Origin of the sequence: Candidatus Accumulibacter vicinus, from assembly GCF_000584955.1 — a bacterium.
Classification (GTDB): domain Bacteria; phylum Pseudomonadota; class Gammaproteobacteria; order Burkholderiales; family Rhodocyclaceae; genus Accumulibacter; species Accumulibacter vicinus.
Genome location: NZ_JDSS02000045.1, coordinates 44,521 through 69,161 on the forward strand (window position 1 = coordinate 44,521; position 24,641 = coordinate 69,161).

The window sequence follows — 24,641 nt, forward strand, 5'->3', positions numbered from 1 at the left end:
GTCCGGCATCCGATTGACGCTGCTGAGAAAGCCGTGATCGACACCGTGACGATGTTCACGTCCACCCCGGCGCCATCGGATAGGAAATCCAACGGCACCTTCGAGAGTACATGAGCCTTCAGCAAGGGACGCCCTGCGCCTCACAGAGGAACGCCATCAGCGGCGTTGCGGCGGCAAACCGTTGCGCGGCAAGCCGGGTCAGCCCCGTATCGGTGGCTTCGGCAAACGATAGCGGGGCCAGCGCGATGAAGTCCTTGCGCTTGATGTCGTCGATTGCCGGGTGGTCGACCGCATAGCCGCGCGGCGGGCGCGTCAGGCTTCCGCCGGCCAGTACCCAGTGCGCGGCGAAGTCCTTGTCGTCGCGCGCGGCAAACCAGCGCTCCGGATGATCCGTGATGCGCGTGCGGATGCGTGCGAGCATGTCGGAATCCGGATGCCAGCAACCGGCGCCGAAGAAGCATTCGTCGGTTGCGATGTGCAGGTAGAAGCCCGGCGCATGGATATTCTTGCCGAGTTTGTGACGGAACTGGATGCCGATGTTGGTCTTGTAGGGACGCTTGTCGCGGGTAAAGCGCGTGTCGCGGTGCACGCGCATCAGCGAGCCGCCCATCCGGCGCGGCTCGGCGTGGAAATGCGGGGCGAACCTTGCCAGCTCGGGTGCCATTGACGCGATGAAGTTCAATGCGGGTTGGCAGACGAGCGCATCGTAGCGCTCCTGGTTGGCAGCAAACCAGGCGCGCGCGTTGTTGGCCGCAAGTTCGTCGAGGAAGTTGAAGGTGGCCTGGCTGAACATGAACAGTGCTCCTTGACGGCGGTCTGCCCTGGGATGGGCGCCTCTCGTGCGGATTGTTGCGCGCCCCGGTCATCCTGTAAAGACTACTGTCCATTGCGAATGCGGGGCATCTGCGAGCGCATCGGCGTGTCGAGCTTGGCATAGATGAATGAATGAGCGTCGTATGCAGCGAACGATGGCGCAGAAGATCGGCGACCTCCTTGAGGGAACTTTCGTGCTCCACAAGACGGCACACCAAGGTGTGGCACAGTGCGTGCCATCGCCCGTCGTGGAACGACTCGTGCCTGTGGTATCCGTGCGGCCGAACTGGTCCGGGGCGGATGACCACAGGCCCTGAGCTGGGCGGGATTCGGACGGCTTTTCAGGGGCTTCCGGGCCCAAATGCGTAATTGACACTGTTTGATGAAGGCTCCTATACTATCGCCAGTGCCGTGGGATTTCCTATCCTTTCGACGATCGGGGGAGACAATGAAACAACTCATCGGCTGCCTGTTGCTGGTGCTATTGACGACTGCCTGGGGGGGCACCAAGGAGGAAGAAGACGCCGAAGCGCAGCGCGATACCCAGGAACTCTTTCTGCGTATCAAGGCCATGCAGGCGGAAAAGGAGCGTCGCGCCAAGACGCTGCCCTATCCGGATGCGACACAGGACATCCCCTTGCCGCAGGGACCGGAATGGATCTCCGATTGGCGCCGGGATGAGCAGAACCGCTTCGCCGGCTACCTGGATGGCCCCGAGATCGACACTCTGCTGGTCCCCTTCCAGGTCCAGGCGAATGGCATCGATACCGCCAATCGCTCGCTGATGACCGCCAGCCTGGCCCAGGCCCTGTCGGGTTCGCTGAAGATCGCCGACCCTTATCTGGTAGCGCGTGCCCTGGGAGACGGCGAACGACGCCTCGATCCGCAGAACGTCCTGCGCCTGGCGACCCAGCTCGGCGCCAAACGGATCGTCTGGTGCTGGGTCGGTCACAAGAACGACGACCGCCTGCATCTCTATTTCCAGGTGCAGACACGCGAGGGCGCCGGTGCCTTCAAGGAGGCGACGAACCTGCCCGGCACCCTGATCGACAACCTGCAGTTCAGCAACGAGCTGCCGCCGATCAACGTCTTCCGGCAGCACTTGCCGAAGATCGTCGAGACACTCGGCTTCCGCTATGCGACCCCGCCGACCGTCCCGCCGGGACCCTTGGCGGCTGAACTGCCGGTCGGGATCGCCGCCCTTGCCGAAGCGTCGCCGGGCGCCGCCAGCGACGCCCTGTACCTTCAGTTGCTCGGCAGCCTCGTGCCGGCGGACGCGCCACGCCTTCGCGAGCTGCTTTACGAGCGTTCGCTGCTGATCGCCTGGCAGCTTCCAGCCGATCAGCCGGCGACCCGACGCCTGCTGGCGCGGGCGTATCAGGGCCTGCACATGCGCCCTGCCGCGCTGGCCGCCCTCCGGCCGGAGCCAACAGTTGCCGGTTCTGCCGCGCCGACGACGGCAGTCGATTCGCCAAATGCCGAGGACCGAGCCCTGGTCGCCAGCCTGAACGGCAATCTGCCGGCAATCGAGCAGGCACTGACTGAAATTCCCCTTTCGCCGCAACGGGTCATGGCCGAAATCGAGGCCACCGACATCCGATTTGCCTACGATCGCGATCGTGCGCGCCACGCGCAGGCAAGGCAGGCCTTTCTAGCCACGCTGCCAGCCGACTGGCGACCCTTTGTGGCGCGACGTTTCGCCGATGCCGACCCGGTCAAGCTGCACCGTTTCGACAACTACGCGACGCTCCTCGTCCTCGGTCAGACCTTCCCGGAGGCGGGGGCCGGCATTGAGCAACAGCGACTCGGCTGGCAGGTCACCGGCCGCTCCGAAGCGGCCGATCTGGATCTGGCTCTCGGCGCGTATTTCTCGCCCGCGCTGGCCGGCGTCGATAGGCGGCGCTGCTGTGATTCCTCGCAGTGGCGGCTCGACCGCCTCGACGTACTGGATTTCCTGGTCCAGTCCGGTGTCGCCAACGTCATTTACAAGGCGCAGCGGATGGCCGTCACGCAGGCGCTGCCGCGCGAGACACTGGACTACATCAACGCGGTCGACGCCTTGTTCGGTACCCACCCGGCAATCATGCGCGTACGCGCCATCGCCGAGAACGATTTGGCGAAGCGGGCCGCTGGGCAGGTCAGACAGTCGATGCTCAACAAGGCGGAACTGAGCGCGGAACGTGCCCGGTACTGGGAAAACAACACGGCGCACGTGCCGTACGATCGTCCCAGCCATGTCACCCGCTTGTACTACGTCGCGGATCCGCACGGGCGGAACAAACCCGACCCGCTGGGCCTCGCCACCGCCCACGCGACCTTGGTCAATGCCCGTTTCGACAGCGCGCCTCTGGTCGCCACCTTTCATCTCACCAAGGACGTCACCGAACGCGACCGACTGCTTCAGGAAATGGCGGGACGTTTCGTCGGCGATTCGACGGTGGTCTTGCTGAAGACCGGCTTGCTGCTCGCGCAGGGCAATCGTCGCGCGGCGATGGACATCCTGGCCGCCGAATTGCTGAGCAAGCCGGAGTCCGACGACTTCTATGTGCGACTCGGCGATCTGCTGCTCGGCGAGCGCCGCTACCGCGAAGCGGCCGACGTCTTTGCCTCGCTGCCGGCGCTGACCGATGGCAGCGCGAATTCGCTGGCGATCGGCAACTACGCGTATCGCGCCGGATCCCGCTTCTACCAGCGTGGCGAAACCGATCTGGCGATTCCCTTCTTCCGCATCGCCGCAGCGCAGAACAACGGGTCGCAGGCCGAAATGATCAGCCGGGCCCGCCTGGCGCTGCTCGACGAGGCCTACCTGCCCGCGCTCGCGGCCTTGTTCGAATCGGTTCAACGCTACTCGCAGCCACGCGACATTGCCGATTACCTGAGCCTGCTCTACCTGGTCGGCCAGTCGGCGGCGGCCGACAACGGCTTTCAATCGCTGGCAACGCGCGTCAGCGCGCCGGATGTGTGGCGCGCGGCGCTGGTCGGCAACCAACGCCGCGGGCTCGACGAGCGGGGACTGATCGAGTGGAGCAAGCCGTTTGGTCGATCGCAGGGGCCGCAAGTCCAGAGGCTGGCCGCCGAATTCCTGGCCATGGCGCTTGTCACCGACCGCGTGCCGAGCCCCGAGGCGAGTCAGGCGATCGACCGCCTGCTGCAGTTGCAAAGCTCGCATCGCTCCGACCTGAGCTTCGTGGTCGAGGGACTGGCGGCACTGAAACGCAAGGATTTCCCGGCAGCCCGGGAGGCACTGTCGCAGACCGACGAGGCACAGGCCGGCGCAGGCCCACGGCCGGCGAGGACGATCCTCGCCTACTACGCGATCGCCGCCATGAAGAGCGGCCAACAAGCCGAAACCGAACAGTTCGTTGCCGCCATTCCGGAAGAACAACAGGATCTCGACTACTGGCTGGCCAAGAGCGTCGTGGCTGCGCTGAGTGGCAAGGCCGAAGCGGTCGCGAACTTCCGGCAGGCAGTCAACCACCTCAACGAAAAGCAGCTCCGCTTGCTGGGAGCCGAATACCAGCTCGCCGATGTCGCGCAAATGCTCGCTGATCTGACCGGCGACAACGAGTTCAGGAAACTGGCACTCGAAGTCGCCCGCTTCAACCAGAAAACCCACCCGTGGGAAGGCTGGTCCTACGCATGGGAAGCCGCGCTGACCGACAACCGGGCACGCCGGGCGGTGGCCTTGGTCAAAGCCGTCTATCTCGATCGCCAGTCGGAAATGCTGTCGCGCTTGCCACCCAAGGAGATCGAAGCGGCGCTTCGCAGCACCCGGAAAACGCCACCGTTTCGGCCCGACAAGAAACCCGGAGGAACCGTCTGAGGGTAGTACCGCGCCGCGGTCACTGCCAAGGACAGGAAATCCAACGGCACCTTTCGGACAGCAGGATCAATCAACGGCTGTGGAAGCAGCTACCACCGGAGCAAGCGCATGCCCAGAAGGACGAGGCGGAACCAGACACCGGCATTCAAGGCGCAAGTTCCCTCCGTTGGCGCACAGCTTGAACCACGGTCTGAATTCCGGGGACCACTAAGCGCCATCGGATAAGTTCTCCGATCTTCAGAAGGCTCCGGGCCTCGGCAAACCAGGCACGGAAGCACGGAGAATTTTTTGATAACCGCTTATAGCTGTGGTTTGCAAATCTCGGGATGTCCGCCGCAGCAGTTGTCAGTCAGGAAACCAAGCAGGTCGTCGATTCTGTCCAGCACGGCATGACAGCGAACGAAGCGGCCTTCCTGCGTGGTATTGACCAGACCCGCGTGAGTCAGGGTCTTCAGGTGAAAGGACAGTGTGGGTGCCGGCAATTGCAACTGTTCGGCAATCAGGCCTACGGTCAAGCCCGCAGGCGCGTTCTGCACCAGCAGGCGGAAGATGGCGAGGCGGCTTTCCTGGGCCAGCGCGGCCAGCGCGGTGACGGCGTCGGTATGGGTCATCGTTCCAACGATACCGAAAGATTCCCGATCTCGCAAAGCGTTTGCAGCGAATTGTTCGCGAGAATTCAGCAACGCGGTCAAAGTATTTTTTGCGGTACTGAGCGAGTGAAAAAACGCACTGCAGGGCATCGCCCAGGCGATGCCCTTTGCTGGCAGGCTAGAAACCAGCGCCCTTGATCGATTTCAGACCCTTAAAGACGGCCTTGCTCCCGAGTTGCTCCTCAATGCGTAGCAACTGGTTGTATTTGCAGATGCGGTCGGTACGCGACAGCGAACCAGTCTTGATCTGCCCGGCGCCGGTACCGACGGCCAGGTCGGCGATGAAAGAGTCTTCGGTTTCACCGGAGCGGTGTGACGAGATGACGCCGTAACCGGCTTTCTGGGCCATCTTGATGGCGTCGAGCGTTTCGGTGACGGTACCGATCTGGTTGACCTTGATGAGGATTGCATTGGCTGCCTTCATGTCGATGCCTTGCTTGAGACGAACCGGATTGGTAACGAAAAAGTCGTCGCCGACGATCTGTACCTTGTCTCCGAGCGCCTTGGTGAGCTTGACATAGCCTTCCCAGTCGCTCTGGTCGAGACCGTCCTCGATCGAGACGATGGGATACTTCTTGCACCATTCGCTGTATACGGAAATCATTTCGTCATCGGTGAACAGCTTTTCTGGATTCGACTTCCAGAACTTGTAGCCCTGGCGGTTCCCTTCGTCGAAGAGTTCGGAAGAAGCGCAGTCGAGGGCAATGCTGATCTGCTTGCCGGGTTTGTAACCGGCTGCAACGATCGCCTGCATGATGACTTCCAGTGATTCGTCGTTGGTCAGGTTGGGTGCAAAGCCGCCTTCGTCGCCGACCGCGGTGACATGCCCGCCCTTCTTGAGGATCGACTTCAGGGCGTGGAAAACCTCGGTGATCCAGCGCAATCCTTCCGAGAAAGTGGGCGCGCCCACCGGCATGATCATGAACTCCTGGAAGTCGATCAAGTTGTCGGCGTGCTTGCCACCGTTGATGATGTTGGCCATCGGCGTTGGCAAGGCAAAGTCGCGATTCTTGTGGATCTTGCCGATGTATTTCCAGAGTGGCAGCTTGCTGACATGTGCGCCCGCCAAAGTGATTGCCATTGAAGCGCCGAGGATCGCGTTCGCTCCCAGGTTTGACTTGTTGGGTGTGCCATCGAGGGCAATCATGGCCTCATCGAGTGCGCGTTGGTCGAGAGGATTCTTGCCTTTGAGGAGTTTCGCGATCTTGGTGTTGACGGATTCGACTGCTTTCAGAACGCCCTTGCCGAGGTAAACCTTCTTGTCGCCATCACGCAGTTCGCAGGCTTCGAATTCCCCGGTCGACGCACCCGAGGGAACTGCGGAACGGGCCATGAAACCGTCGTCGAGGACGATGTCGACCTCGACGGTCGGGTTGCCGCGTGAGTCGAGGATCTGCCGGCCAACGACCTTGGTGATCTTGACGAATGCAGGGGCGGCCGCCGTTGCCTCGGCTTGCTCGGGCTGTTCGACGCTCTCGGCCTTTTCGGCCTTTTCGGCCTTTTCGGCCTTTTCTGCTTTCTTGACTTTGTTGCCTTTTGCCATGATGGGGCTCCGTAGGAGTGGTTCGGTGGAAAGTTCGAGGGAAATCGTGCAGGAAGTTTCTCCGGGGGATCATACCGAATTCAGATGACAAGGTGCAATCCCCGGCGACGAAATCAGGCTGAATTCGTCGATCCAAATAAAGCGTGGAGAATCGGTGACTTGCGGTTGGCAGTGAACATCCTCCCAAATGCAGGTCGGAAGTGCGCATCGGCCCCGGATTGACAATTGCAGTGCGCTGGGCGATGTGTTACAAGGTAAACTTATCGCCTTGTCGCGAATTTGCGAATTCAACCGCAGTCCTCCTCGTCAAATGGTTTTTTCGTTTTTCAAGAAGCCGCCGCCGGAAAAGAAAATGGTTGCGCGGCCAGCCGCCGTTCCCCGCACACGTGACGAGCGGGGCGGAGCCCTTGGCCAAGCACCGGAAGACAAACCGGGCGCCGCAGTGCCAGTCGGCCTGGTACGGGGAGACCTCCCCTTCGCTGCCCCGGTTTCCCAGGCCGAGGGGCAGTCACTGGATCTCAGCGAGTTTCAATTTAGTGAGACCGCACCTGAATTTCAGATCGAGGCCGAGCTGGATCCGGTCGATGCCGCAGCTGAAGAGGCGGCCATGCTCTATTCGAATGGCCAGGAGAGCGCGGTCCGCGCGTTGCTCGAGAGGTCGACGCGCTCCTACCGCTCTGGCCCCGGCGAACGCTTGTGGTTGATGCTTTTTGACCTTTTCCGATTGACCGGCCAAAAAGCCGCTTTTGAGGGTCTGGGAATCGATTATGCTCAATCCTTCGAGAAATCGCCGCCAGGTTGGCGCGATGCTGTCGTCGCCGTATCGGTACACGCCAAAGGGGTTGGGTCAGTATTATTCAAGGGCGATTTGACTGGCGACAACGATGCCGGGTTTACAGCCGCGCGCCAAGCCCTCGCAAGAAACACGCATCTTCGTCTCGATATGTCCAAGTTGCGCAAACTGGATGCTGCCGGTTGTCAGCGGCTATTGGAACTGCTCCAACAGGCTCGCAAGGATCGGCGTGAGATCGAGCTACTGGGCCGTGATCATTTGGCGACCCTGGTTGACTGTCTGATCGTGCCCGGTCGTGCAGAAGGCCAGGCCTGCTGGCTGCTGAAGCTCGAGATCTGTCAGTCGCGTGGGGAGTTGGAGGTTTTCGAGGATCTGGCGGTCAACTATGCAGTGACTTTCGAGATTTCGCCACCCTCCTGGGAACCCAAGCGGGTGATGGAAGCCGAGCCTCCGCCGCTGGTTCTCGCTGCCGCCGACCAGTTGCTGACCGAGGCATATGTCATCAAGGGCGATGTCAAGGCGGCTCGTTTTCCCGACTTGCTGGCGTACGCCGCTGCCAACGATCCGGTACTTATCGACTGTTCGGCCGTGACCCGTATGGACTTCCTGAGTGCTGGCGCCCTGCTCAACATTCTGACGACGGTCAGGCGAACGGGTCGGCAGATCATTTTCCGTCATCCCCATTACCTACTTGCTGAACTGTTCCGCGTTGTCGGGCTGCAGTCCGTGGCGGAAATCATTCTCGCCAGAAACTAGGATTATCAACAGGAGTTTTGTATGGACCAGTACCACGGCACGACGATCCTGTCAGTTCGCCGCGGCAAGCGCGTTGCCATGGGTGGCGACGGACAGGTCACCCTTGGCCACCTCATCATCAAGGCCAGTGCGCGCAAGGTTCGGCGCATCTATCAGGGGCGGATTCTCGCCGGCTTCGCGGGTGGGACGGCGGATGCCTTTACCCTCTTTGAGCGTTTCGAGGCCAAACTTGACAAGCATCAGGGCAATTTGCTCCGCTCGGCGGTTGAGCTCGCCAAGGACTGGCGCAGTGACCGTGCCCTGCGCCGACTGGAAGCCATGCTGGCAGTCGCTGATCAGGAGAATTCACTGATCATTACCGGCAATGGGGATGTGCTCGAACCGGAGTACGGCATCGTCGCCATTGGTTCGGGGGGCGCTTTCGCCCAAGCAGCGGCACGCGCACTGGTTGAAAACAGCGAACTCGATCCCGCCGAGGTGGTCCGCAAGTCGCTGCAGATTGCCAGTGATCTGTGCATCTATACCAATCAGAACTTCACCATCGAGGTGCTCGAATAATCATGTCAGCGATGACTCCGCAGGAAATTGTTCACGAACTGGACAAACATATTGTTGGTCAGGGGAAGGCAAAGAAAGCTGTGGCGATCGCGCTGCGCAACCGCTGGCGGCGCGCGCAGGTCACCGAGCCGCTGCGCCAGGAGATCACCCCCAAGAACATTCTGATGATCGGGCCCACTGGTGTTGGCAAGACCGAAATCGCACGCCGGCTGGCGCGGCTGGCCAATGCGCCGTTCATCAAGATCGAGGCGACCAAGTTTACCGAAGTCGGTTACGTGGGCCGCGATGTCGAAACGATTATCCGTGACCTCGTCGAAATTGCCGTCAAAAGCGCTCGTGAACAGGCGCTGACGGGCGTGCGCGTGCGTGCCGAAGACGCTGCCGAAGATCGCATTCTCGACGCCCTGTTGCCGCCGGCCCGCGGCAATTTCTTCAACGACGCACAATCGACAGAAGACAGTACGACCCGGCAGAAATTCCGCAAGAAACTGCGCGAGGGCGAACTGGACCACAAGGAGATCGAGGTGGATGTCGCTGCTCCGCTGATGCAGGCCGAGATCTTCGCTCCGCCCGGGATGGAGGAACTGACCTCGCAGATCCAGGGCATGTTCCAGAACATGGGCGGGGGCCGCAAGAAATCGCGCAAGTTGAAGATCTTCGAAGCGCGCAGGTTGCTGGTCGAGGAGGAAGCCGCAAAACTGGTCAATGATGAGGACGTCAAACATGATGCCGTTCGCAATGTCGAGCAGAACGGGATCGTTTTTCTCGACGAAATCGACAAGATTGCCTCACGCAGCGACACGCACGGTGTGGATGTTTCGCGTCAGGGGGTGCAGCGCGATCTGCTGCCACTCGTTGAAGGCACCACGGTATCGACCAAGTACGGGATGATTCGTACCGATCACATCCTGTTTATTGCCAGCGGTGCATTCCACTTGGCCAAACCTTCTGATCTGATTCCCGAACTGCAGGGTCGCCTGCCGATCCGGGTGGAGCTCGATTCCTTGTCGGTTGCCGATTTCGAGTGCATTCTGACGCAGACTGACGCCTGCCTGACCATGCAATACCAGGCGCTGCTGGCAACGGAAGGGGTGACCCTCGACTTTGCTCCTGACGGTATCAAACGCTTGGCCGAGATTGCCTGGTCGGTCAACGAACGCACCGAGAACATCGGTGCTCGACGACTGTATACGGTCATGGAGCGGCTGCTCGAGGAGGTGTCGTTTTCCGCCTGCGAGGGAAGCCTGGAAAACGTTGCCATCGATGCGACCTACGTGGACAGTCGGCTTGCCGAACTGGCCCGGAACGAGGATCTGTCGCGCTACGTTCTGTAGCGCGCAGGTCTGCCGCCTACTTCACTACCAGGACCGGCAGTTCTGTGAGATGGATGACCTTGCTCGTGACCGATCCCAGCAGCGCGCTGGCCACCGAGCCAAGGCCTCGAGCCCCGATGACGATCAAGGTGCAGTGCTGTTCTCTGGCGAAATTGACAATCGTCGGAGCTGGTTCGCCGACCAGGACATGTTGCGAGTACGCGAGCCCGCCGGTTTCCAGTCTCAAGCGAGCACCGGCCAATGCGGCTTCGCCGGCCTCACGGTGGTAGTCCTGGACAACGCTGTAGTTGACGAAACGGGTGACGTCCGAGGGCAGGGGCGCCTGTACATTGACCAGCATGATCGCCGGTGCGATGGCGTCGCGAGCAGCTTCGCGCAGGACGTGGTCGACTGCCCGCAAGGCGGGCGGCGAGCCGTCGACGGGGATCAGCCAGAGGGCATTCATTGTTTTCTTCCTTCACCAGGTTCCTCGGTGGCCGCAGTTGCCAGTTCAACGGCCGCACGCGCCGCTTGCCGGTTGGCCAGACACTTCCCCGTTACCACCACCAGCAACGCGCCGAAAGCTGATACGAGGTAAGCGCTGTGCGGAACGGTTGCACGCCAGCTTGCCGGCAATGCCGGGTCGGTCATCAACATGCCGCCACCGATCCAGCCCAGCAGTCCACCGCCAGCCGTGATCACGATCGGGAATCGATCCATCAGGGCGAGGACCAGTTTGCTACCCCAGACTACGATCGGGATCGAAACCACGATCCCGAATGTGACCAGAACGATCGATCCATGCGACGCGCCGGCGACCGCAATGACGTTGTCTACACTCATCACCGCGTCGGCGACGATGATCGTCTTGATCGCTCCGATCAGCGTACTGCTTCCTTGCACATGATCATGTGCATCCTCGTTTTCCGGCAGGATGAGCTTGACACCGATCCAGAACAACAGCAGTCCTCCGACGATCTTGAGGTATGGAATGGCCAGGAGTTGCAAGGCGAAGTAGATCAGTACGAGACGCAGCCCGATCGCTCCGAAGACACCCCAGAAAATTCCCTTGTTGCGTTGCGCCACAGGCAGTCTGCGGCACGCCAGAGCAATCACCACGGCGTTATCGCCGCCGAGCAGAATGTCGATCAGAATGATCTGGAATACGGCGATCCAGAAAGTTGGCGAGGCGAGATCAGGCATCACATTAACTCCAGGGGCGGCATCAGGCCTGCGGCGTAGGCAGAACTGCCCTGAACGGCGTTCTGACCGAACTTGGCCAGCACCTTGTTGGCTTCACGCAAGCGATCGAGCAGTTTGCTCAGCAGAATCTTGTTGAAGCGTTCCCGTACTTCATCAGAACTCAATTCCAGCGCTGCGCTATTGATCTCCAGGAACAAGGTCGGCTCCAGCGTCACCACCGTGGCGTGACGTCGAGAGTCGGTCGGATGCAGGAAGGCCATCTCTCCGACCACCTCGCTCGCGCCGAGCCGACAGATCACCCGTCCATTTGTGGAGATCTCGACAAAGCCGTCAACCACCACGCCAAACTTGCGGTGGTTATCGCCTTCACGGATGATCGTGACTTTCTCCGACAACTCTCGCCAGACGCTGATGCGCAGCACCTCCCACAACTCGATATCCTCGAACTCAGCGAAAAACTCCACCTTGCGCAACCTTTCGAAGTGCGTCTGATCCTGCTGGATCTGATCTTCTTCCAGCATCTGGTAGCGTACTGAGGAAAGATCCTTGGCGAACTCGGCACCATTACGGTAGCGGCTGTAAAGATCCTTCTCAAGTGCCTTCTTGATGATCGGATCAAGGCCCGCTGGTAGGGTCGGGTTGAGTGCGCAGACCGAAGGCGAGTCCATGTTGATGATCTTGTAGACCAGTGTCGCGGGATTGTTGGCGCGAAATGGTAGTCGTCCGGTCAGCAACTGGAACAGCATGACCCCCAGCGAATAGAGGTCGGTCTTGTGATTGAGCGGATAGTTCTTGACCTGCTCAGGGGACATGTAGGCTGGTGAACCAACCCCCATCACGAAGGTCGAGTCCATGCCTGTATCCTTGAGCAGATTGAGGCCGAGACCGAAATCGGTGATTTTCGGATCGTCGTTGGCATTCAGCAGGATGTTGGCCGGCTTGATGTCACGATGTACGACGCCCTGGCGGAAGGCATGATCGAGAGCCAGGCAGCACTTGAAGATGATGCCGATGACGCGGTGCATCGGCAGGAGCCGATTGATCGCGCAATACTTGTCGAGCGCGGTGCCTTCGACGAACTCCATGACCAGATAGGCCTGATCAGGTTCCACGACGGCGTCGAAGATCTTGACGATGTTTGGGTGATTCAGGCGACGGCCGATTGCGTCCTCGGTCTGAAAAAGCTTGCGCAGACGTCGTGACATGGCTGCATTCTCTTCACCGAAGCGTATCAGCTTGATGGCGACCGGGCAGTCCAGGTCTGGGTCTCGGGCCAAATAGACGACAGCAGTCGCACCCTTGCCAAGGGAGCGAATGATTGGATATTTGCCGATCTTTTCCAACATGCCAAAACCCACCCCTATCAATGGCCAGCAGGAATCGAGATGCTAGCAGCAGAACCGCCGCTGCATGAACAATTTTGCGTAAGTGGCATCGCAGCCCACAAGATCCAGGTAGAAAAAGCTTGAAATCGAAGAACTCGCCCCAAACTGTTCTCTGTTTTCAGGGAGATCACCATCTATGCAAACGAACGACAACGTACCCGAAGAGACCACTGCCGCCCCTGCCACGCCGGAAGCTGCTTCCGTCACACCAGAGATCATTGAGTCACCATCCGCAGGAGCGCCTCCTGCAAGCGGTGCGCCCAATCTCGAAGAAACCCTCAAGCAAGCTCAACTGCAGGCCGAGGAGTACCATGATGCGTGGCTACGCGCCAAAGCTGAAACCGAGAACGTGCGCCGCCGAGCGCAGGAAGACATCAGCAAGGCCGCGAAGTTCGCCGTTGACCGCTTTGCTCGGGAACTGCTGGCGGTGAAGGATAGCCTCGAAGCTGCGCTGGCGACCGAGACAGCCAGTGTCGAGAGCCTTCGATCAGGTACCGAACTGACCCTCAGGCAACTGGTCGCCGCTTTCGAAAAGTCGGCACTGACAGAAGTCAATCCGCTGGGCGAAAAGTTCGACCCGCATCGACACCAGGCGATCAGTGTCGTTGAATCACCACAGGAGCCCAATACCGTGGTTAGCGTACTGCAGAAAGGCTACTTGCTGGCCGACCGCGTACTGCGCCCGGCACTGGTCGTTGTGGCCAGGACCGGCACTTGACACTTGAAATCGTCACGACAATCCCCAAATGCGTAGCGTTATCAAACATTCCGGTTTTGGCGAATGTTCTTAAAATAATATTGAAAGGATTCTGAAATGGGCAAGATCATCGGCATTGATCTCGGAACGACCAACTCCTGTGTTGCCGTCATGGAGAACGGCAAACCGAAAGTCATCGAGAACTCTGAAGGCGCACGTACGACGCCATCAACGGTTGCTTATGCGGAGGATGGTGAGATTCTCTGCGGAGCGCCGGCCAAACGTCAAGCGGTGACCAATCCGAAAAATACGCTGTACGCGATCAAGCGGCTGATTGGTCGCCGTTTTGAAGAGAAGGAGGTGCAGAAGGATATCTCGCTGATGCCATTCAAGATTCTCAGAGCCGAGAATGGTGACGCATGGGTCGAGGTGCGCGGCAAGAAAATTGCACCGCCACAGGTTTCAGCGGAAGTTTTGCGCAAGATGAAGAAGACCGCCGAAGATTATCTCGGTGAGGAAGTGACCGAGGCGGTGATTACCGTGCCTGCCTATTTCAATGACAGCCAGCGCCAGGCGACCAAGGATGCCGGGCGGATCGCCGGCCTGGAGGTCAAGCGCATCATCAACGAACCAACGGCAGCGGCCCTGGCCTTCGGCATGGACAAAAAGCAGGGGGACAAGAAGATCGCGGTCTACGACCTCGGCGGCGGCACCTTCGATATCTCGATCATCGAAATCGCTGCGGTCGAGGGCGAGCACCAGTTTGAAGTGCTGTCGACCAACGGGGACACCTTCCTCGGCGGCGAAGACTTTGACCAGCGTCTGATCGATCACATCATCGACGAGTTCAAGAAAGAATCGGGCGTCAACCTCAAGGCCGATGTGCTGGCCCTGCAGCGCCTCAAGGATGCCGCTGAAAAGGCCAAGATCGAGCTTTCGTCCGGTCAGCAAAACGAAATCAACCTGCCATACATTACCGCTGACGCCTCCGGACCCAAACACCTGACGCTGAAGATCACACGCTCCAGGTTCGAGGCGCTGGTCGACGATCTCATCGAGCGGACCATCGAGCCCTGCCGAATTGCCCTGAAGGATGCCGGCTGCAAGATCGGCGACATCGACGATGTCATCCTGGTCGGCGGACAGAGCCGGATGCCCAAGGTGCAGCAGAGGGTCAAGGAGTTCTTCGGCCGCGAACCGCGCCGCGACGTCAATCCGGATGAAGCAGTTGCCGTCGGTGCAGCAATCCAGGGCGGCGTCCTACAGGGCGAGGTCAAGGATGTTCTGCTCCTCGATGTGACGCCATTGTCGCTGGGTATCGAGACGCTGGGCGGAGTGATGACCAAGCTGATCAAAAAGAACACGACCATTCCAACCAAGGCGACGCAGGTCTTTTCAACGGCTGACGATAACCAGTCTGCGGTGACCATTCACGTGCTGCAGGGCGAGCGGGAAATGGCCAGCGGCAACAAGAGCCTTGGACAGTTCAATCTTTCCGACATTCCGCCGGCGCCACGTGGCATGCCACAGATCGAAGTGACCTTCGATATTGATGCTAATGGGATACTTCATGTTTCGGCCAAAGACAAGGCCACCGGCAAGGAGAACAAGATCAAGATCCAGGCGTCTTCTGGCCTCAGCGAAGCGGAAGTGCAGCGCATGGTCCAGGATGCCGAGTTGCACGCCGAAGAAGACCGGAAAGCGCATGAACTGGCAGAAGCCCGTAACCAGTGTGACGGCATGATTCACACCGTCAAGAAGTCGCTTGCCGAATACGGAAAGGAACTTTCCGACAGCGAGAAACAGGTCATCGAAAAGGCGATGCAAGAAGCCGAGGAGGCCATTCGTGGCAACGACATCGAGGCCATCAAGGCAAAGAACGAGGCGCTCGGAACGGCTGCGCAGAAGTTGGGCGAGAAGATGTACGCCAAACAACAGGAGCAGACGGGGGGCACCGCGCATGCTGCCGGGGCTGCCGGTGAAGCGAAGAAGGACGACAGCGATGTCGTCGACGCCGAGTTCACCGAAGTCAAAGACAAGAAGTAGGTCTTTGCCTGCCAGGCGGGGGGCGTATAATCGCGCCTCGCCCTGTGCTCCCACCAATTGTTCATAAACCTATGGCAAAACGCGACTTATACGACATTCTCGGCGTCAATCGCGACGCCTCCGATGAAGAAATCAAGAAGGCTTACCGCAAGCTGGCGATGAAGCATCATCCGGATCGTAATCCGGACAACCCCAAGGCTGAGGAGCATTTCAAGGAAGTCAAGGAAGCCTACGAAGCCCTCACCGACCCAGAGAAGCGCGCGGCCTATGACCAGTACGGTTACGCCGGCATTGATCCACAGGCCGGAATGGGCGCCGCAGGGGCAGGAGGATTTTCCGATGCCTTCGGTGGCATCTTTGATGAGATCTTCGGGGGTCGTCGTGGTGGCGGGCGTTCAAATGTCTATCGCGGCGCCGATCTCCGCTACAACCTCGAAATTTCGCTGGAGCAGGCAGCCTTCGGCACTGAAACCAAGATCCGCATTCCGACAATGGAGGTTTGCGACGCCTGCCATGGCAGTGGTGCCAAGGCCGGTACGCAGCCAAAGACCTGTCCGACCTGCCAGGGCAGCGGCCAGGTTCGCCTGCAGCAAGGTTTCTTCTCGATTCAGCAGACCTGTCCAAAATGTCACGGCACCGGGCGCTTTATTGCCGAGCCGTGTGTTCCGTGTCACGGCTCGGGCCGGGTCAAGCAGCACAAAACCCTGGCGGTGAAGATTCCAGCGGGGGTTGATGAGGGCGACCGGATTCGGCTCACGGGCGAAGGCGAGCACGGCATCAATGGCGGGCCGTCAGGGGATCTTTACGTTCAGATTCACCTCAAGGCACACCCTGTCTTTCAGCGTGAACAGAACGACCTGCACTGCGAGATGCCGATCAGTTTTACCACCGCGGCTCTGGGCGGAGAAATCGATATTCCGACGCTGGATGGCGCTGCGAAAATCCGTGTCCCCCAGGAGACACAATCCGGGAAAATCTTTCGCTTGCGAGGCAAAGGCATCAAGGGCGTACGTAGTAACGCTCACGGGGATCTGCTCTGCCATGTGGTTGTGGAAACCCCGGTGCATCTCACCGAACGCCAGAAAGAATTGTTGCGCGAACTCGAGGAGTCCAGCCGCGAAAACTCCGCTCACCACAACCCACGCGCCAAATCCTGGATGGATCGTGTGCGCGATTTCTTCGCTGCCACCTGAGAACCGGCATCTCTGCACCCGTTGGTGCAGCAGCGCAGTGTCCGGCAAGACAATCGCAGGAGAATAATTTGCACGCAGTCGCTGCGTGTAAGGAGGGTGTCAGTTTGCTTCGCCATTCTTTGATGTGAAAGTTGCTGCAGCGACTCACAAATATTTCCTCCAGACGAACGGGAAATGCCGGGGGAGGGAGACGGTCATCACTTCCATGATCGGGGGGGCCTGGAAAAGCATTGACCGTGGCTAGTCGCAGGTCTGTGAATGATCGCGGCAATCGCATTGAAGGAGAATGGGCATGAGGATCGTCAGGGCACTACTGCTGGCTTGCTTGAGTTGGGTTAACTGTGTGCTGGCGGCCGAGGTCGGGGTGACCGACAACAGCATCCTGATCGGCATGACTGCGCCGTTTTCCGGCCCTAACGGGGCATACGGGCTGGACATGAAGATGGTCATCAACGCCTATTTTCGCCAGATCAACGACGCTGGCGGGATTTATGGAAGAAGGCTGGAGTTGCGCGCCCTCGACGATGGCTACGAAACTGATCGTGCGGTCGCCAATACCCGCGCCTTGATCAACCAGGAAAAGGTTTTTGCCCTGCTTGCATCGTACGGTTCGAGTCCCACAACGGCAGCAATGAACGAAGTCTTTGGCGTTGCCAAGGTACCGCTGATCGGAGCGATTTCCGGTGCCGAATCGATCCGTCAGTTGCCCAGGGACAACCCGAAAAATCGCTACATGTTCAATGTGCGGGCGAGTTACGCGAATGAGACCGAAGCGATCGTCAATCAATTGGTCTCCCTCGGCTTCAATAACATCGCCGTTTTGTATCAGAACGATGGATTCGGCAAATCTGGTCTCGATGGCGTCGTTACCGCGCTCAGAAAGCATAATCAGGCACCGGTGGCAGTGGCCACGGTGGAACGTAACTCAGCCGAGGTCAGCCAGGCGGTGCAGACCATTGCCCAGGCGAACCCGCAAGCGGTGATCATGGTGACCTTGTACAAGCCTACTGCCGCCTTCGTTCGTGCGATGAGGAAAATCGGTCAAAAGCCGCAGTTCATGACCCTGTCGCCCGTCGGTGCCGACCTGCTGGTGCAGGAGCTTGGTGACGAGGCACGCGGGATCGGCATTTCACAGGTCATGCCCTATCCTTGGAACGATACCACGCCGCTGGTACGCGAATACCAGAAGCTGCTCGGCCAGCATGGAAAATTCTCCTACTATGGCGTCGAGGCTTACGCCATGGCGAAAGTGCTGGTCGATGCAATGCGCAAAACCGGCAAAGATCTCAGCCGCGAAAAGCTTCTGAACAGTCTCGAAAGCATGCAGAACCATGACCTTGGGGGCTATCGCGTCAGCTATTCGGCCAATGATCGGTTTGGTTCCCGCTTTGTCGACCTGACGGTCATTGGCAACAGTGGCCGGGTTCTTCGTTAATCACCATCCGGGGATCAGGCGCGTCGCCAGTTGGTTCCCTGAGCATCATCCTCAAGGACGATTCCCACAGCCAGTAGTCCGCTACGGATTCTGTCTGCTTCGACGTAGTCCTTGCGTTTCTTTGCCGCCAACCGGTTGGCGATCAGCATTTCGATGGCTTCGGCGGACATTTCTTCGGTGCCCAGTGCCGGTGTCCCCTGCAGGAATCCTTGTGGATCGCGCTTGAGCAGGCCCAGCAGGCCCGCCAGCCCACGCAACTGGCTGGACAGTCCCGCAGACCTGCTGCGGTTTACCTCGCTGGCCAGGTCAAACAATGCGGCACACGCATCAGGGGTGTTGAAGTCGTCGTTCATTGCCTGGCTGAAGCGAATCGCGTGCGGCTCATGCCAATCCACCTCGGCTGCTGCCGGCGGTGCCGCCTTGAGTGCGGTGTAAAGCCGGCTCAGCGCTTGCCGTGCATCGTCGAGATGGGCATCGGAATAGTTGAGCGGGCTGCGGTAGTGCGCTCGCAGGATGAAGAAACGCAGTACTTCAGGATCGTATTGTTTGAGGATCTCCCTGATCGTAAAGAAATTGCCGAGCGACTTCGACATTTTTTCGTCATCGACACGAACGAAGCCGTTGTGCATCCAGTAGTTAACGAATGGGCAGCGATGTGCGCCCTCGGACTGTGCGATCTCGTTTTCATGATGGGGAAACTGCAGGTCTTGCCCGCCGCCGTGAATGTCGAAGTGCTTGCCGAGCAGGTCCGAACTCATCGCGGAACACTCGATGTGCCAACCGGGGCGACCATTGCCCCAGGGTGATGGCCAGAAAGGCTCGCCTTGCCTGGCCTGTTTCCAGAGCACGAAGTCGAGCGGGTCGTCCTTGCCTGTGTCAACGTCGACGCGTTCCCCGGCGCGCAGATCGTCAATGGATTTTCCTGACAGTTTGCCGTAGCCAGGAAATTTGCGCACCGAGAAATTCACGTCACCAGTGGTCGCTTGGTAAGCCAGCCCGTTTTTCTCCAGCAGCTTGATCAGGCCGAGCATCTGCGGAATATATTGGGTTGCCCGTGGTTCATGGTCGGGTTTCTCTACGCCAAGTGCCGCCGCGTCCTCATCCATGAGGCCAATGAAGCGGTCGGTCAGTTCGCTGATGCTTTCCTTGTTGGCCAACGCCCGCCTGATGATTTTGTCATCAATATCGGTAATGTTCCGGACGTAGCACACCTGCAACCCGCTCGCTCGCAGCCAGCGCTGAACCATGTCAAAAACGACCAATACGCGCGCATGGCCGAGGTGGCAGTAGTCATAGACGGTCATTCCACAGACGTACATGCGGACGCTGCCGGGCGTGATCGGTACGAAGTCCTGCTTTTCTCTGGTCAGCGAGTTGTAGATCTTCAACATTTTTAGGTCCGCGATGGCGTCCAGCACAGACGTACACGCAGGGTCAATCTGTGCTCTTTGAGGAATCGAGATTCCTCAATCTAATCAGGCTTCTAAACCCCAGTTGAAGGGACGGACCGGATGCCGGCTTGGCCCCGCCGAAATGACTGGAGGTCGAAGGGTTACGGGAAGAACAAATTCATCCTGCACGTACACGTGGAGTGCTTTGGTTTGGACGCACTTCTTGTTAGAATCAGTCGGTCTAGTGACACCCAACTGCTGCATAGGCAAGTATACCATACCCATGCACTCGAATTTTCCGATGCCTATGCCTGCTTCATTACCGGCTTTGATCGTCGGCTTGCTATTGGGCTGCAGCAGTTTCTTTGCCACATCCGACACGCTGTCGGATGCGCAGCGGCTCATGCGCCAGGGCCAGCCTGCACATGCGCTCGAAAAGGTCGACGCCTACCTGGCGAGCAAGCCATCGGATGCACAGGGGCGATTCCTCAAGGGCCTGGCCCTCACCGAGATGGGCAAACCGCAGGAAGCCATAGCCGTCTTCAGCAAACTGACCGAGGACTATCCCGAATTGCCAGAGACTTACAACAACCTAGCGGTTCTGTATGCCCAACAGAAACAATACGACAAGGCGCGTACGGCACTCGAGATGGCAATCAGGATTCATCCGGGCTACGCTACTGCCTACGACAACCTTGGTGATGTCTACGCCATGCTCTCCGGCCAGGCTTATGACAAGGCGCTGCAACTGGATCCGTCGAGGCGAGTGACACAATCCAAGCTTGCCAGGCTTCGGGAACTCAACAAGCCCTCCACAAGCAGCCCAGGAGTGGCAATGCGGCCAGCTGGCGAGACCAGTAGCCGGATGACCAGCACTGAACAGGCTGTCATGCCGGTTGCGACAGCATCAGTCCCTGCTGCCGGGGAACCTGCGGGCAAGAGTATCACTGCGCTCGCTGCTGCGACGGAGACTGACAAATCGGTGCAGCAGGCAACGCTGGCTGCCACTGACGAGAGGGCAGTGACGAAAACCCTGCAAGGCTGGGCCAGTGCCTGGTCACGTAAGGATGCCAAGGCCTATCTCGCTTACTATGCAGCAGACTTTCGTACACCCAGAGGGATTCCTCGCAAGGCATGGGAAAGCGAGCGCACCCGTCCGATGAGCAAGCCTGGCAAGTTGCAGGTCGAAATCGAGGACCTCCAAGTCTCGTTTGCCGATGACAAGGCGACGGTAAAACTCCTTCAGCATTACAGTTCGCCGTACCTGAAATCCACCGTGACCAAGACCATCGTCCTGGTCAAATCCAGAGGCAGATGGCTGATCCAGCAGGAACGCATCGGTGGATGATCAATTCACATGGAGGAAATCTATGATGTACAGGAAGCTTGCCCTGATTGCCGGTGGCTTGCTGTCGGTGGCGGCCTTGGCTGCACCCGGCATCGACATGCAGACCAGCATGGGCCGGATCGTGATCGAACTCGATTCCGAAAAGGCACCCAGAACCGTCCAGAATTTTGTCCAGTACGTCAATGAGGGGTTCTACAACGGCACGGTTTTTCACCGCGTCATTCCCGGCTTCATGATCCAGGGCGGTGGTTTTACCGTTGACCTGCAACAGAAGTCGGCGGCCAGGAAGGTGGAGAACGAAGGCAAGAATGGCCTGAAAAACGATCGCGGAACGATCGCCATGGCCCGTACCGCGGATCCGCATTCGGCGAGCTCACAGTTCTTCATCAATCACCGCGACAATCCTGCCCTCAACTATCCCGCGAGCGATGGCTGGGGCTACACGGTTTTTGGCAAGGTCACAGAAGGCATGGAGGTGGTGGACAAGATCGCCAAGGTGGCGACCGGAAACCGCTCGATGCACCAGGACGTTCCCCTTGAACCGGTCATCATCCAGTCGGTCAAGATCATTCCCGAGAAAGGAAAACGATGATCAAGCTGCATACCAATTTTGGCGTCATCGCCATCGAAGTGGACGCCGAAAAAGCGCCCTTGTCAGCCAGAAACTTCCTCGACTACGTCGCCGCTGGCCACTATGACAATACGGTTTTCCATCGCGTGATTCCTGGCTTCATGGTTCAGGGCGGTGGCTTCGAGCCGGGCATGAAACAGAAGGCCTGCAAGGATCCGATTCGAAATGAAGCCAGCAACGGGCTCAAGAATGATGCCTACACGGTTGCCATGGCGCGTACCTCTGAGCCGCACTCGGCCACCGCACAGTTCTTCATTAATCTGGTGAACAACGATTTTCTCAATTACCGTGCGCCCAATGCCCAGGGTTGGGGCTACTGCGTGTTCGGCAAGGTGGTTGAGGGTCGCGAGGTGGTCGATCGGATCCAGGCAGTGAAAACGGGTTCTTCCGGTGGGCATGGCGATGTGCCGGTTGAAGATGTACTGATCGAGCGTGCCGAGGTTTGCTGATGACCGCACCAGTTCACGATTCATCCCCGTAGTGATCCTGTTCATTTCCGATCTGCATCTGGCGCCGCAGGCGCCGGGCGTCACCCGCATCTTTCTGGATTTTCTCGGTGGCCGTGCGCGTGCCGCCGAGCAATTGTTCATTCTTGGCGATTTGTTCGAAGCCTGGCCAGGTGACGACTGCCTGGAAGATCCGGAGGATTCTTTTGCCGCTGACATCGTCGATGCCCTGCACGCGCTGGCGGCAGCCGGTGTTCGCGTGTCGGTGATGCATGGCAACCGCGATTTTCTGCTCGGAGACCACTTCGCTGCCCGCAGTGGCGCCCGGCTGCTGCCGGATCCTTATGTCCTGTCGCTGCCGGCATGGCAGTTCATCCTGTCGCATGGCGATGCCTTGTGCACCGACGATCACGACTACCAGGCATTTCGTGCGCTGGCGCGTCGGCCCGACTGGCAGGCCATCTTTCTGGGCAAATCCCTGCCGGAGCGCAAGGCGATGGCCATCGCGGCTCGCCAGAAAAGCGAATCTGCCAAGCGCGACAAGGCGGATTACCTGATGGACGTCAATGCCGGTGCGACGGATGATTTCCTGCGTGCGCATGGCTATGCCACACTGATCCACGGGCACACACATCGTCCGGCGACGCATGCCCACCTGGTTGACGGCATTCACGTCGAGCGCTGGGTTCTGGCAGACTGGCAGGAGACGCAAGGCGAGTTTCTCTGCTGGGATGGCCGGGAACTGTACCGGGAGCGCTGGATCTGATTCCGTTTGCTTGTCACCACGGTGCACGCAGGCCATGAGCAAGCCCGCGGTCGATATCCTGCGCCGGGTTTTCGGCTACCCGTCGTTTCGTGGTCAGCAAGAGGAAATCGTCGACCATCTCGTCGCTGGCGGTGACGCGCTGGTGCTGATGCCGACCGGCGGCGGCAAGTCGCTCTGCTATCAGATCCCGGCACTGCTGCGCGAGGGCGTTGGGGTGGTCGTCTCGCCGCTGATCGCGCTGATGCAGGACCAGGTTGATGCCCTGCGGTTGGCGGGTGTGCGTGCGGCTTTCCTGAACTCGTCAATGGATTTCCGGTCGGCGGTCGATACCGAGCGCCGATTGCTGGACGACGGGCTGGATCTGATCTATGTGGCACCGGAACGGCTACTCAGCGACCGTTTCATCAGCCTGCTCGAACAACTCGTCGCGCGCCGGCAACTCGCCCTCTTTGCGATTGACGAGGCGCATTGTGTTTCACAATGGGGACACGATTTTCGCCCGGAGTACATTCAGCTCTCGCAACTGCACCAGCGCTTCCCTGGGGTACCGCGCATTGCCTTGACGGCGACGGCCGACCAGCTGACCCGGCAGGAAATCATCACCCGCCTGAATCTCGAGGAAGCGAGCTTGTTCGTCGCCAGTTTCGATCGGCCAAACATCCGTTACACGATCGTCGAGCGTGACAACCCGCGCAGGCAGTTGCTGAGCTTTCTCGGCGCGCACCACGGTGCGGCCGGCATCGTCTATTGTCTTTCGCGCCGAAAGGTGGACGAGACCACCGCCTGGCTGAATGCGCAGGGAGTGACTGCCCTGCCGTACCATGCCGGACTGACCGCCGGCGACCGGCAGCGTCACCAGCAGCGCTTTCTGCGCGAGGAGGGGCTGGTGATGGTGGCCACCATCGCTTTCGGGATGGGAATCGACAAACCCGACGTGCGCTTTGTCGCCCATCTTGACCTGCCCAAGAGCCTCGAAGCCTATTACCAGGAAACCGGGCGCGCCGGGCGCGACGGTGATTCGTCGCAAGCGTGGATGACCTACGGATTGAATGATGTGGTCATCCACCGGCAAATGATCGAGGAGTCGTCGGCTCCGCTCGAGCAGAAGCGCGTGGAAAGGCAGAAGCTCGAGAGCATGCTCGCCTACTGCGAATCGGTGCAGTGCCGTCGCGTCCTCCTGCTCAACTATTTTGGCGAGGCCGCAGCACCCTGCGGCAACTGCGATGTCTGCCTTGACCCGCCACTGCTCTGGGACGGTACGGTAGCTGCACAGAAAGCGCTGTCCGCAGCCTTGCGAACTGGCCAGCGTTTTGGTGCCGGGCATCTGATCGACATCCTGCGTGGCAAGCTTACCGACAAGGTCAGGCAGTTCGGTCACGACCGCCTGCCGACTTTCGGCGTCGGAACGGAGATCGACGACATGGGCTGGCGCTCGGTATTTCGGCAGTTGCTTGCCGGTGGAGTGCTCGAAGCCGACGCTGCGGCCTACGGGGCGCTGAAGCTGACGGACAGCGCACGGCCGATTCTCAAGGGGGAAACCAGCCTCAAGCTGCGACGGCGCTCGGATCGGCCAAAGGGCAAGCCAGCCCGGAGCAAGGTCTTGCCAGGCACCCCGCCGCAGCGATCCAAGGATTCGCCACTGGTCGCCAGGCTGCGGACCTGGCGCAGCGAGAAAGCACGCGAACAGGGGGTGCCCGCCTACGTGATCCTGCATGATCGCGCGCTCTACGAGATCGCTGCGCTGCTGCCCGATTCTGTGCAGGCGCTGCTCGCCGTACCGGGGATCGGCCTTGCCAAGGCCGACCGCTACGGCGAAGACCTGCTGGCCATCGTCGCGGCGGCTGACTGATT

The 24,641-nt window shown here is 59.5% G+C and carries 20 protein-coding genes; 13 read left to right on the forward strand and 7 right to left on the reverse strand.

The window, feature by feature from the left end; all coding sequences use genetic code 11:
• Positions 1-118 precede the first annotated feature (118 nt).
• Complete coding sequence (locus CAPSK01_RS19235; protein ID WP_273704109.1) at positions 119-793, reverse strand: DUF2461 domain-containing protein; 675 nt, start codon at positions 791-793, stop codon at positions 119-121.
• A 468-nt stretch (positions 794-1,261) separates the two neighbouring features.
• Here CAPSK01_RS19235 and CAPSK01_RS19240 point away from each other — a divergent pair, with 468 nt between their 5' ends.
• Positions 1,262-4,636: a hypothetical protein gene (locus CAPSK01_RS19240; RefSeq protein ID WP_034930566.1), complete on the forward strand. Its 3,375-nt coding sequence runs from the start codon at positions 1,262-1,264 to the stop codon at positions 4,634-4,636.
• Positions 4,637-4,935: 299 nt separating this feature from the next.
• Here CAPSK01_RS19240 and CAPSK01_RS19245 read toward each other — a convergent pair whose 3' ends face one another.
• Both CAPSK01_RS19245 and eno read right to left on the reverse strand, forming a co-directional pair.
• Positions 4,936-5,247 carry a metalloregulator ArsR/SmtB family transcription factor gene (locus CAPSK01_RS19245; RefSeq protein ID WP_034930715.1) on the reverse strand — a complete coding sequence of 104 codons (312 nt, stop codon included), beginning with the start codon at positions 5,245-5,247 and terminating at the stop codon, positions 4,936-4,938.
• A 157-nt stretch (positions 5,248-5,404) separates the two neighbouring features.
• Positions 5,405-6,829 (reverse strand): phosphopyruvate hydratase, encoded by a 1,425-nt coding sequence (gene eno / locus CAPSK01_RS19250; RefSeq protein ID WP_273704110.1) that lies wholly within the window; start codon positions 6,827-6,829, stop codon positions 5,405-5,407.
• A 352-nt stretch (positions 6,830-7,181) separates the two neighbouring features.
• Here eno and CAPSK01_RS19255 point away from each other — a divergent pair, with 352 nt between their 5' ends.
• Genes CAPSK01_RS19255 through hslU form a run of 3 tightly spaced genes read left to right on the forward strand, consistent with a single transcriptional unit; the run spans position 7,182 to position 10,270 of the window.
• A complete protein-coding gene (locus CAPSK01_RS19255) occupies positions 7,182-8,378 on the forward strand; it encodes an STAS domain-containing protein (protein ID WP_273704111.1) in 1,197 nt (398 codons plus the stop codon).
• A gap of 21 nt (positions 8,379-8,399) precedes the next feature.
• Positions 8,400-8,936 carry an ATP-dependent protease subunit HslV gene (hslV, locus tag CAPSK01_RS19260; RefSeq protein WP_034930570.1) on the forward strand — a complete coding sequence of 179 codons (537 nt, stop codon included), beginning with the start codon at positions 8,400-8,402 and terminating at the stop codon, positions 8,934-8,936.
• A 2-nt stretch (positions 8,937-8,938) separates the two neighbouring features.
• Entirely contained in the window at positions 8,939-10,270 is a 1,332-nt protein-coding gene (gene hslU / locus CAPSK01_RS19265; protein ID WP_034930572.1) for an ATP-dependent protease ATPase subunit HslU, read from the forward strand.
• Positions 10,271-10,286: 16 nt separating this feature from the next.
• Here hslU and CAPSK01_RS19270 read toward each other — a convergent pair whose 3' ends face one another.
• Genes CAPSK01_RS19270 through CAPSK01_RS19280 form a run of 3 tightly spaced genes read right to left on the reverse strand, consistent with a single transcriptional unit; the run spans position 10,287 to position 12,798 of the window.
• Positions 10,287-10,715, reverse strand: coding sequence for a universal stress protein (locus CAPSK01_RS19270; RefSeq protein ID WP_034930574.1), 429 nt, complete (start codon positions 10,713-10,715; stop codon positions 10,287-10,289).
• Positions 10,712-11,452, reverse strand: coding sequence for a TerC family protein (locus tag CAPSK01_RS19275; protein WP_034930575.1), 741 nt, complete (start codon positions 11,450-11,452; stop codon positions 10,712-10,714). The genes CAPSK01_RS19270 and CAPSK01_RS19275 overlap by 4 nt, the downstream gene beginning before the upstream one ends.
• Positions 11,452-12,798: a serine/threonine-protein kinase gene (locus CAPSK01_RS19280; RefSeq protein WP_034930577.1), complete on the reverse strand. Its 1,347-nt coding sequence runs from the start codon at positions 12,796-12,798 to the stop codon at positions 11,452-11,454. Before CAPSK01_RS19280 ends, CAPSK01_RS19275 begins: the two co-directional genes overlap by 1 nt.
• A gap of 175 nt (positions 12,799-12,973) precedes the next feature.
• Between CAPSK01_RS19280 and grpE the strand changes: the two genes are divergently transcribed.
• From grpE to CAPSK01_RS19300, 4 genes are all read left to right on the forward strand, one after another.
• Positions 12,974-13,555: a nucleotide exchange factor GrpE gene (gene grpE, locus CAPSK01_RS19285; RefSeq protein ID WP_034930585.1), complete on the forward strand. Its 582-nt coding sequence runs from the start codon at positions 12,974-12,976 to the stop codon at positions 13,553-13,555.
• A 96-nt stretch (positions 13,556-13,651) separates the two neighbouring features.
• Positions 13,652-15,580, forward strand: a complete 1,929-nt coding sequence (gene dnaK, locus CAPSK01_RS19290; protein WP_034930589.1) for a molecular chaperone DnaK — start codon at positions 13,652-13,654, stop codon at positions 15,578-15,580.
• A 71-nt stretch (positions 15,581-15,651) separates the two neighbouring features.
• A complete protein-coding gene (gene dnaJ / locus CAPSK01_RS19295) occupies positions 15,652-16,773 on the forward strand; it encodes a molecular chaperone DnaJ (protein WP_034930594.1) in 1,122 nt (373 codons plus the stop codon).
• Positions 16,774-17,065: 292 nt separating this feature from the next.
• Complete coding sequence (locus CAPSK01_RS19300) at positions 17,066-18,208, forward strand: ABC transporter substrate-binding protein (protein ID WP_034930596.1); 1,143 nt, start codon at positions 17,066-17,068, stop codon at positions 18,206-18,208.
• A gap of 14 nt (positions 18,209-18,222) precedes the next feature.
• Here the strand turns inward: CAPSK01_RS19300 and cysS are convergent, their stop codons facing one another.
• Entirely contained in the window at positions 18,223-19,599 is a 1,377-nt protein-coding gene (cysS, locus tag CAPSK01_RS19305; protein WP_034930599.1) for a cysteine--tRNA ligase, read from the reverse strand.
• A gap of 205 nt (positions 19,600-19,804) precedes the next feature.
• Here cysS and CAPSK01_RS19310 point away from each other — a divergent pair, with 205 nt between their 5' ends.
• From CAPSK01_RS19310 to recQ, 5 genes are read left to right on the forward strand one after another with little or no spacing between them, the layout of a single operon-like run.
• A complete protein-coding gene (locus CAPSK01_RS19310) occupies positions 19,805-20,947 on the forward strand; it encodes a tetratricopeptide repeat protein (RefSeq protein ID WP_273704112.1) in 1,143 nt (380 codons plus the stop codon).
• A 25-nt stretch (positions 20,948-20,972) separates the two neighbouring features.
• Positions 20,973-21,539, forward strand: coding sequence for a peptidylprolyl isomerase (locus CAPSK01_RS19315; RefSeq protein ID WP_273704126.1), 567 nt, complete (start codon positions 20,973-20,975; stop codon positions 21,537-21,539).
• Positions 21,536-22,027, forward strand: a complete 492-nt coding sequence (locus CAPSK01_RS19320; RefSeq protein ID WP_034930614.1) for a peptidylprolyl isomerase — start codon at positions 21,536-21,538, stop codon at positions 22,025-22,027. The genes CAPSK01_RS19315 and CAPSK01_RS19320 overlap by 4 nt, the downstream gene beginning before the upstream one ends.
• Positions 22,011-22,790, forward strand: coding sequence for a UDP-2,3-diacylglucosamine diphosphatase (locus CAPSK01_RS19325; RefSeq protein ID WP_273704113.1), 780 nt, complete (start codon positions 22,011-22,013; stop codon positions 22,788-22,790). Before CAPSK01_RS19320 ends, CAPSK01_RS19325 begins: the two co-directional genes overlap by 17 nt.
• 34 nt (positions 22,791-22,824) lie before the next feature.
• Positions 22,825-24,639 carry a DNA helicase RecQ gene (gene recQ, locus CAPSK01_RS19330; protein WP_034930617.1) on the forward strand — a complete coding sequence of 605 codons (1,815 nt, stop codon included), beginning with the start codon at positions 22,825-22,827 and terminating at the stop codon, positions 24,637-24,639.
• Positions 24,640-24,641 lie beyond the last annotated feature (2 nt).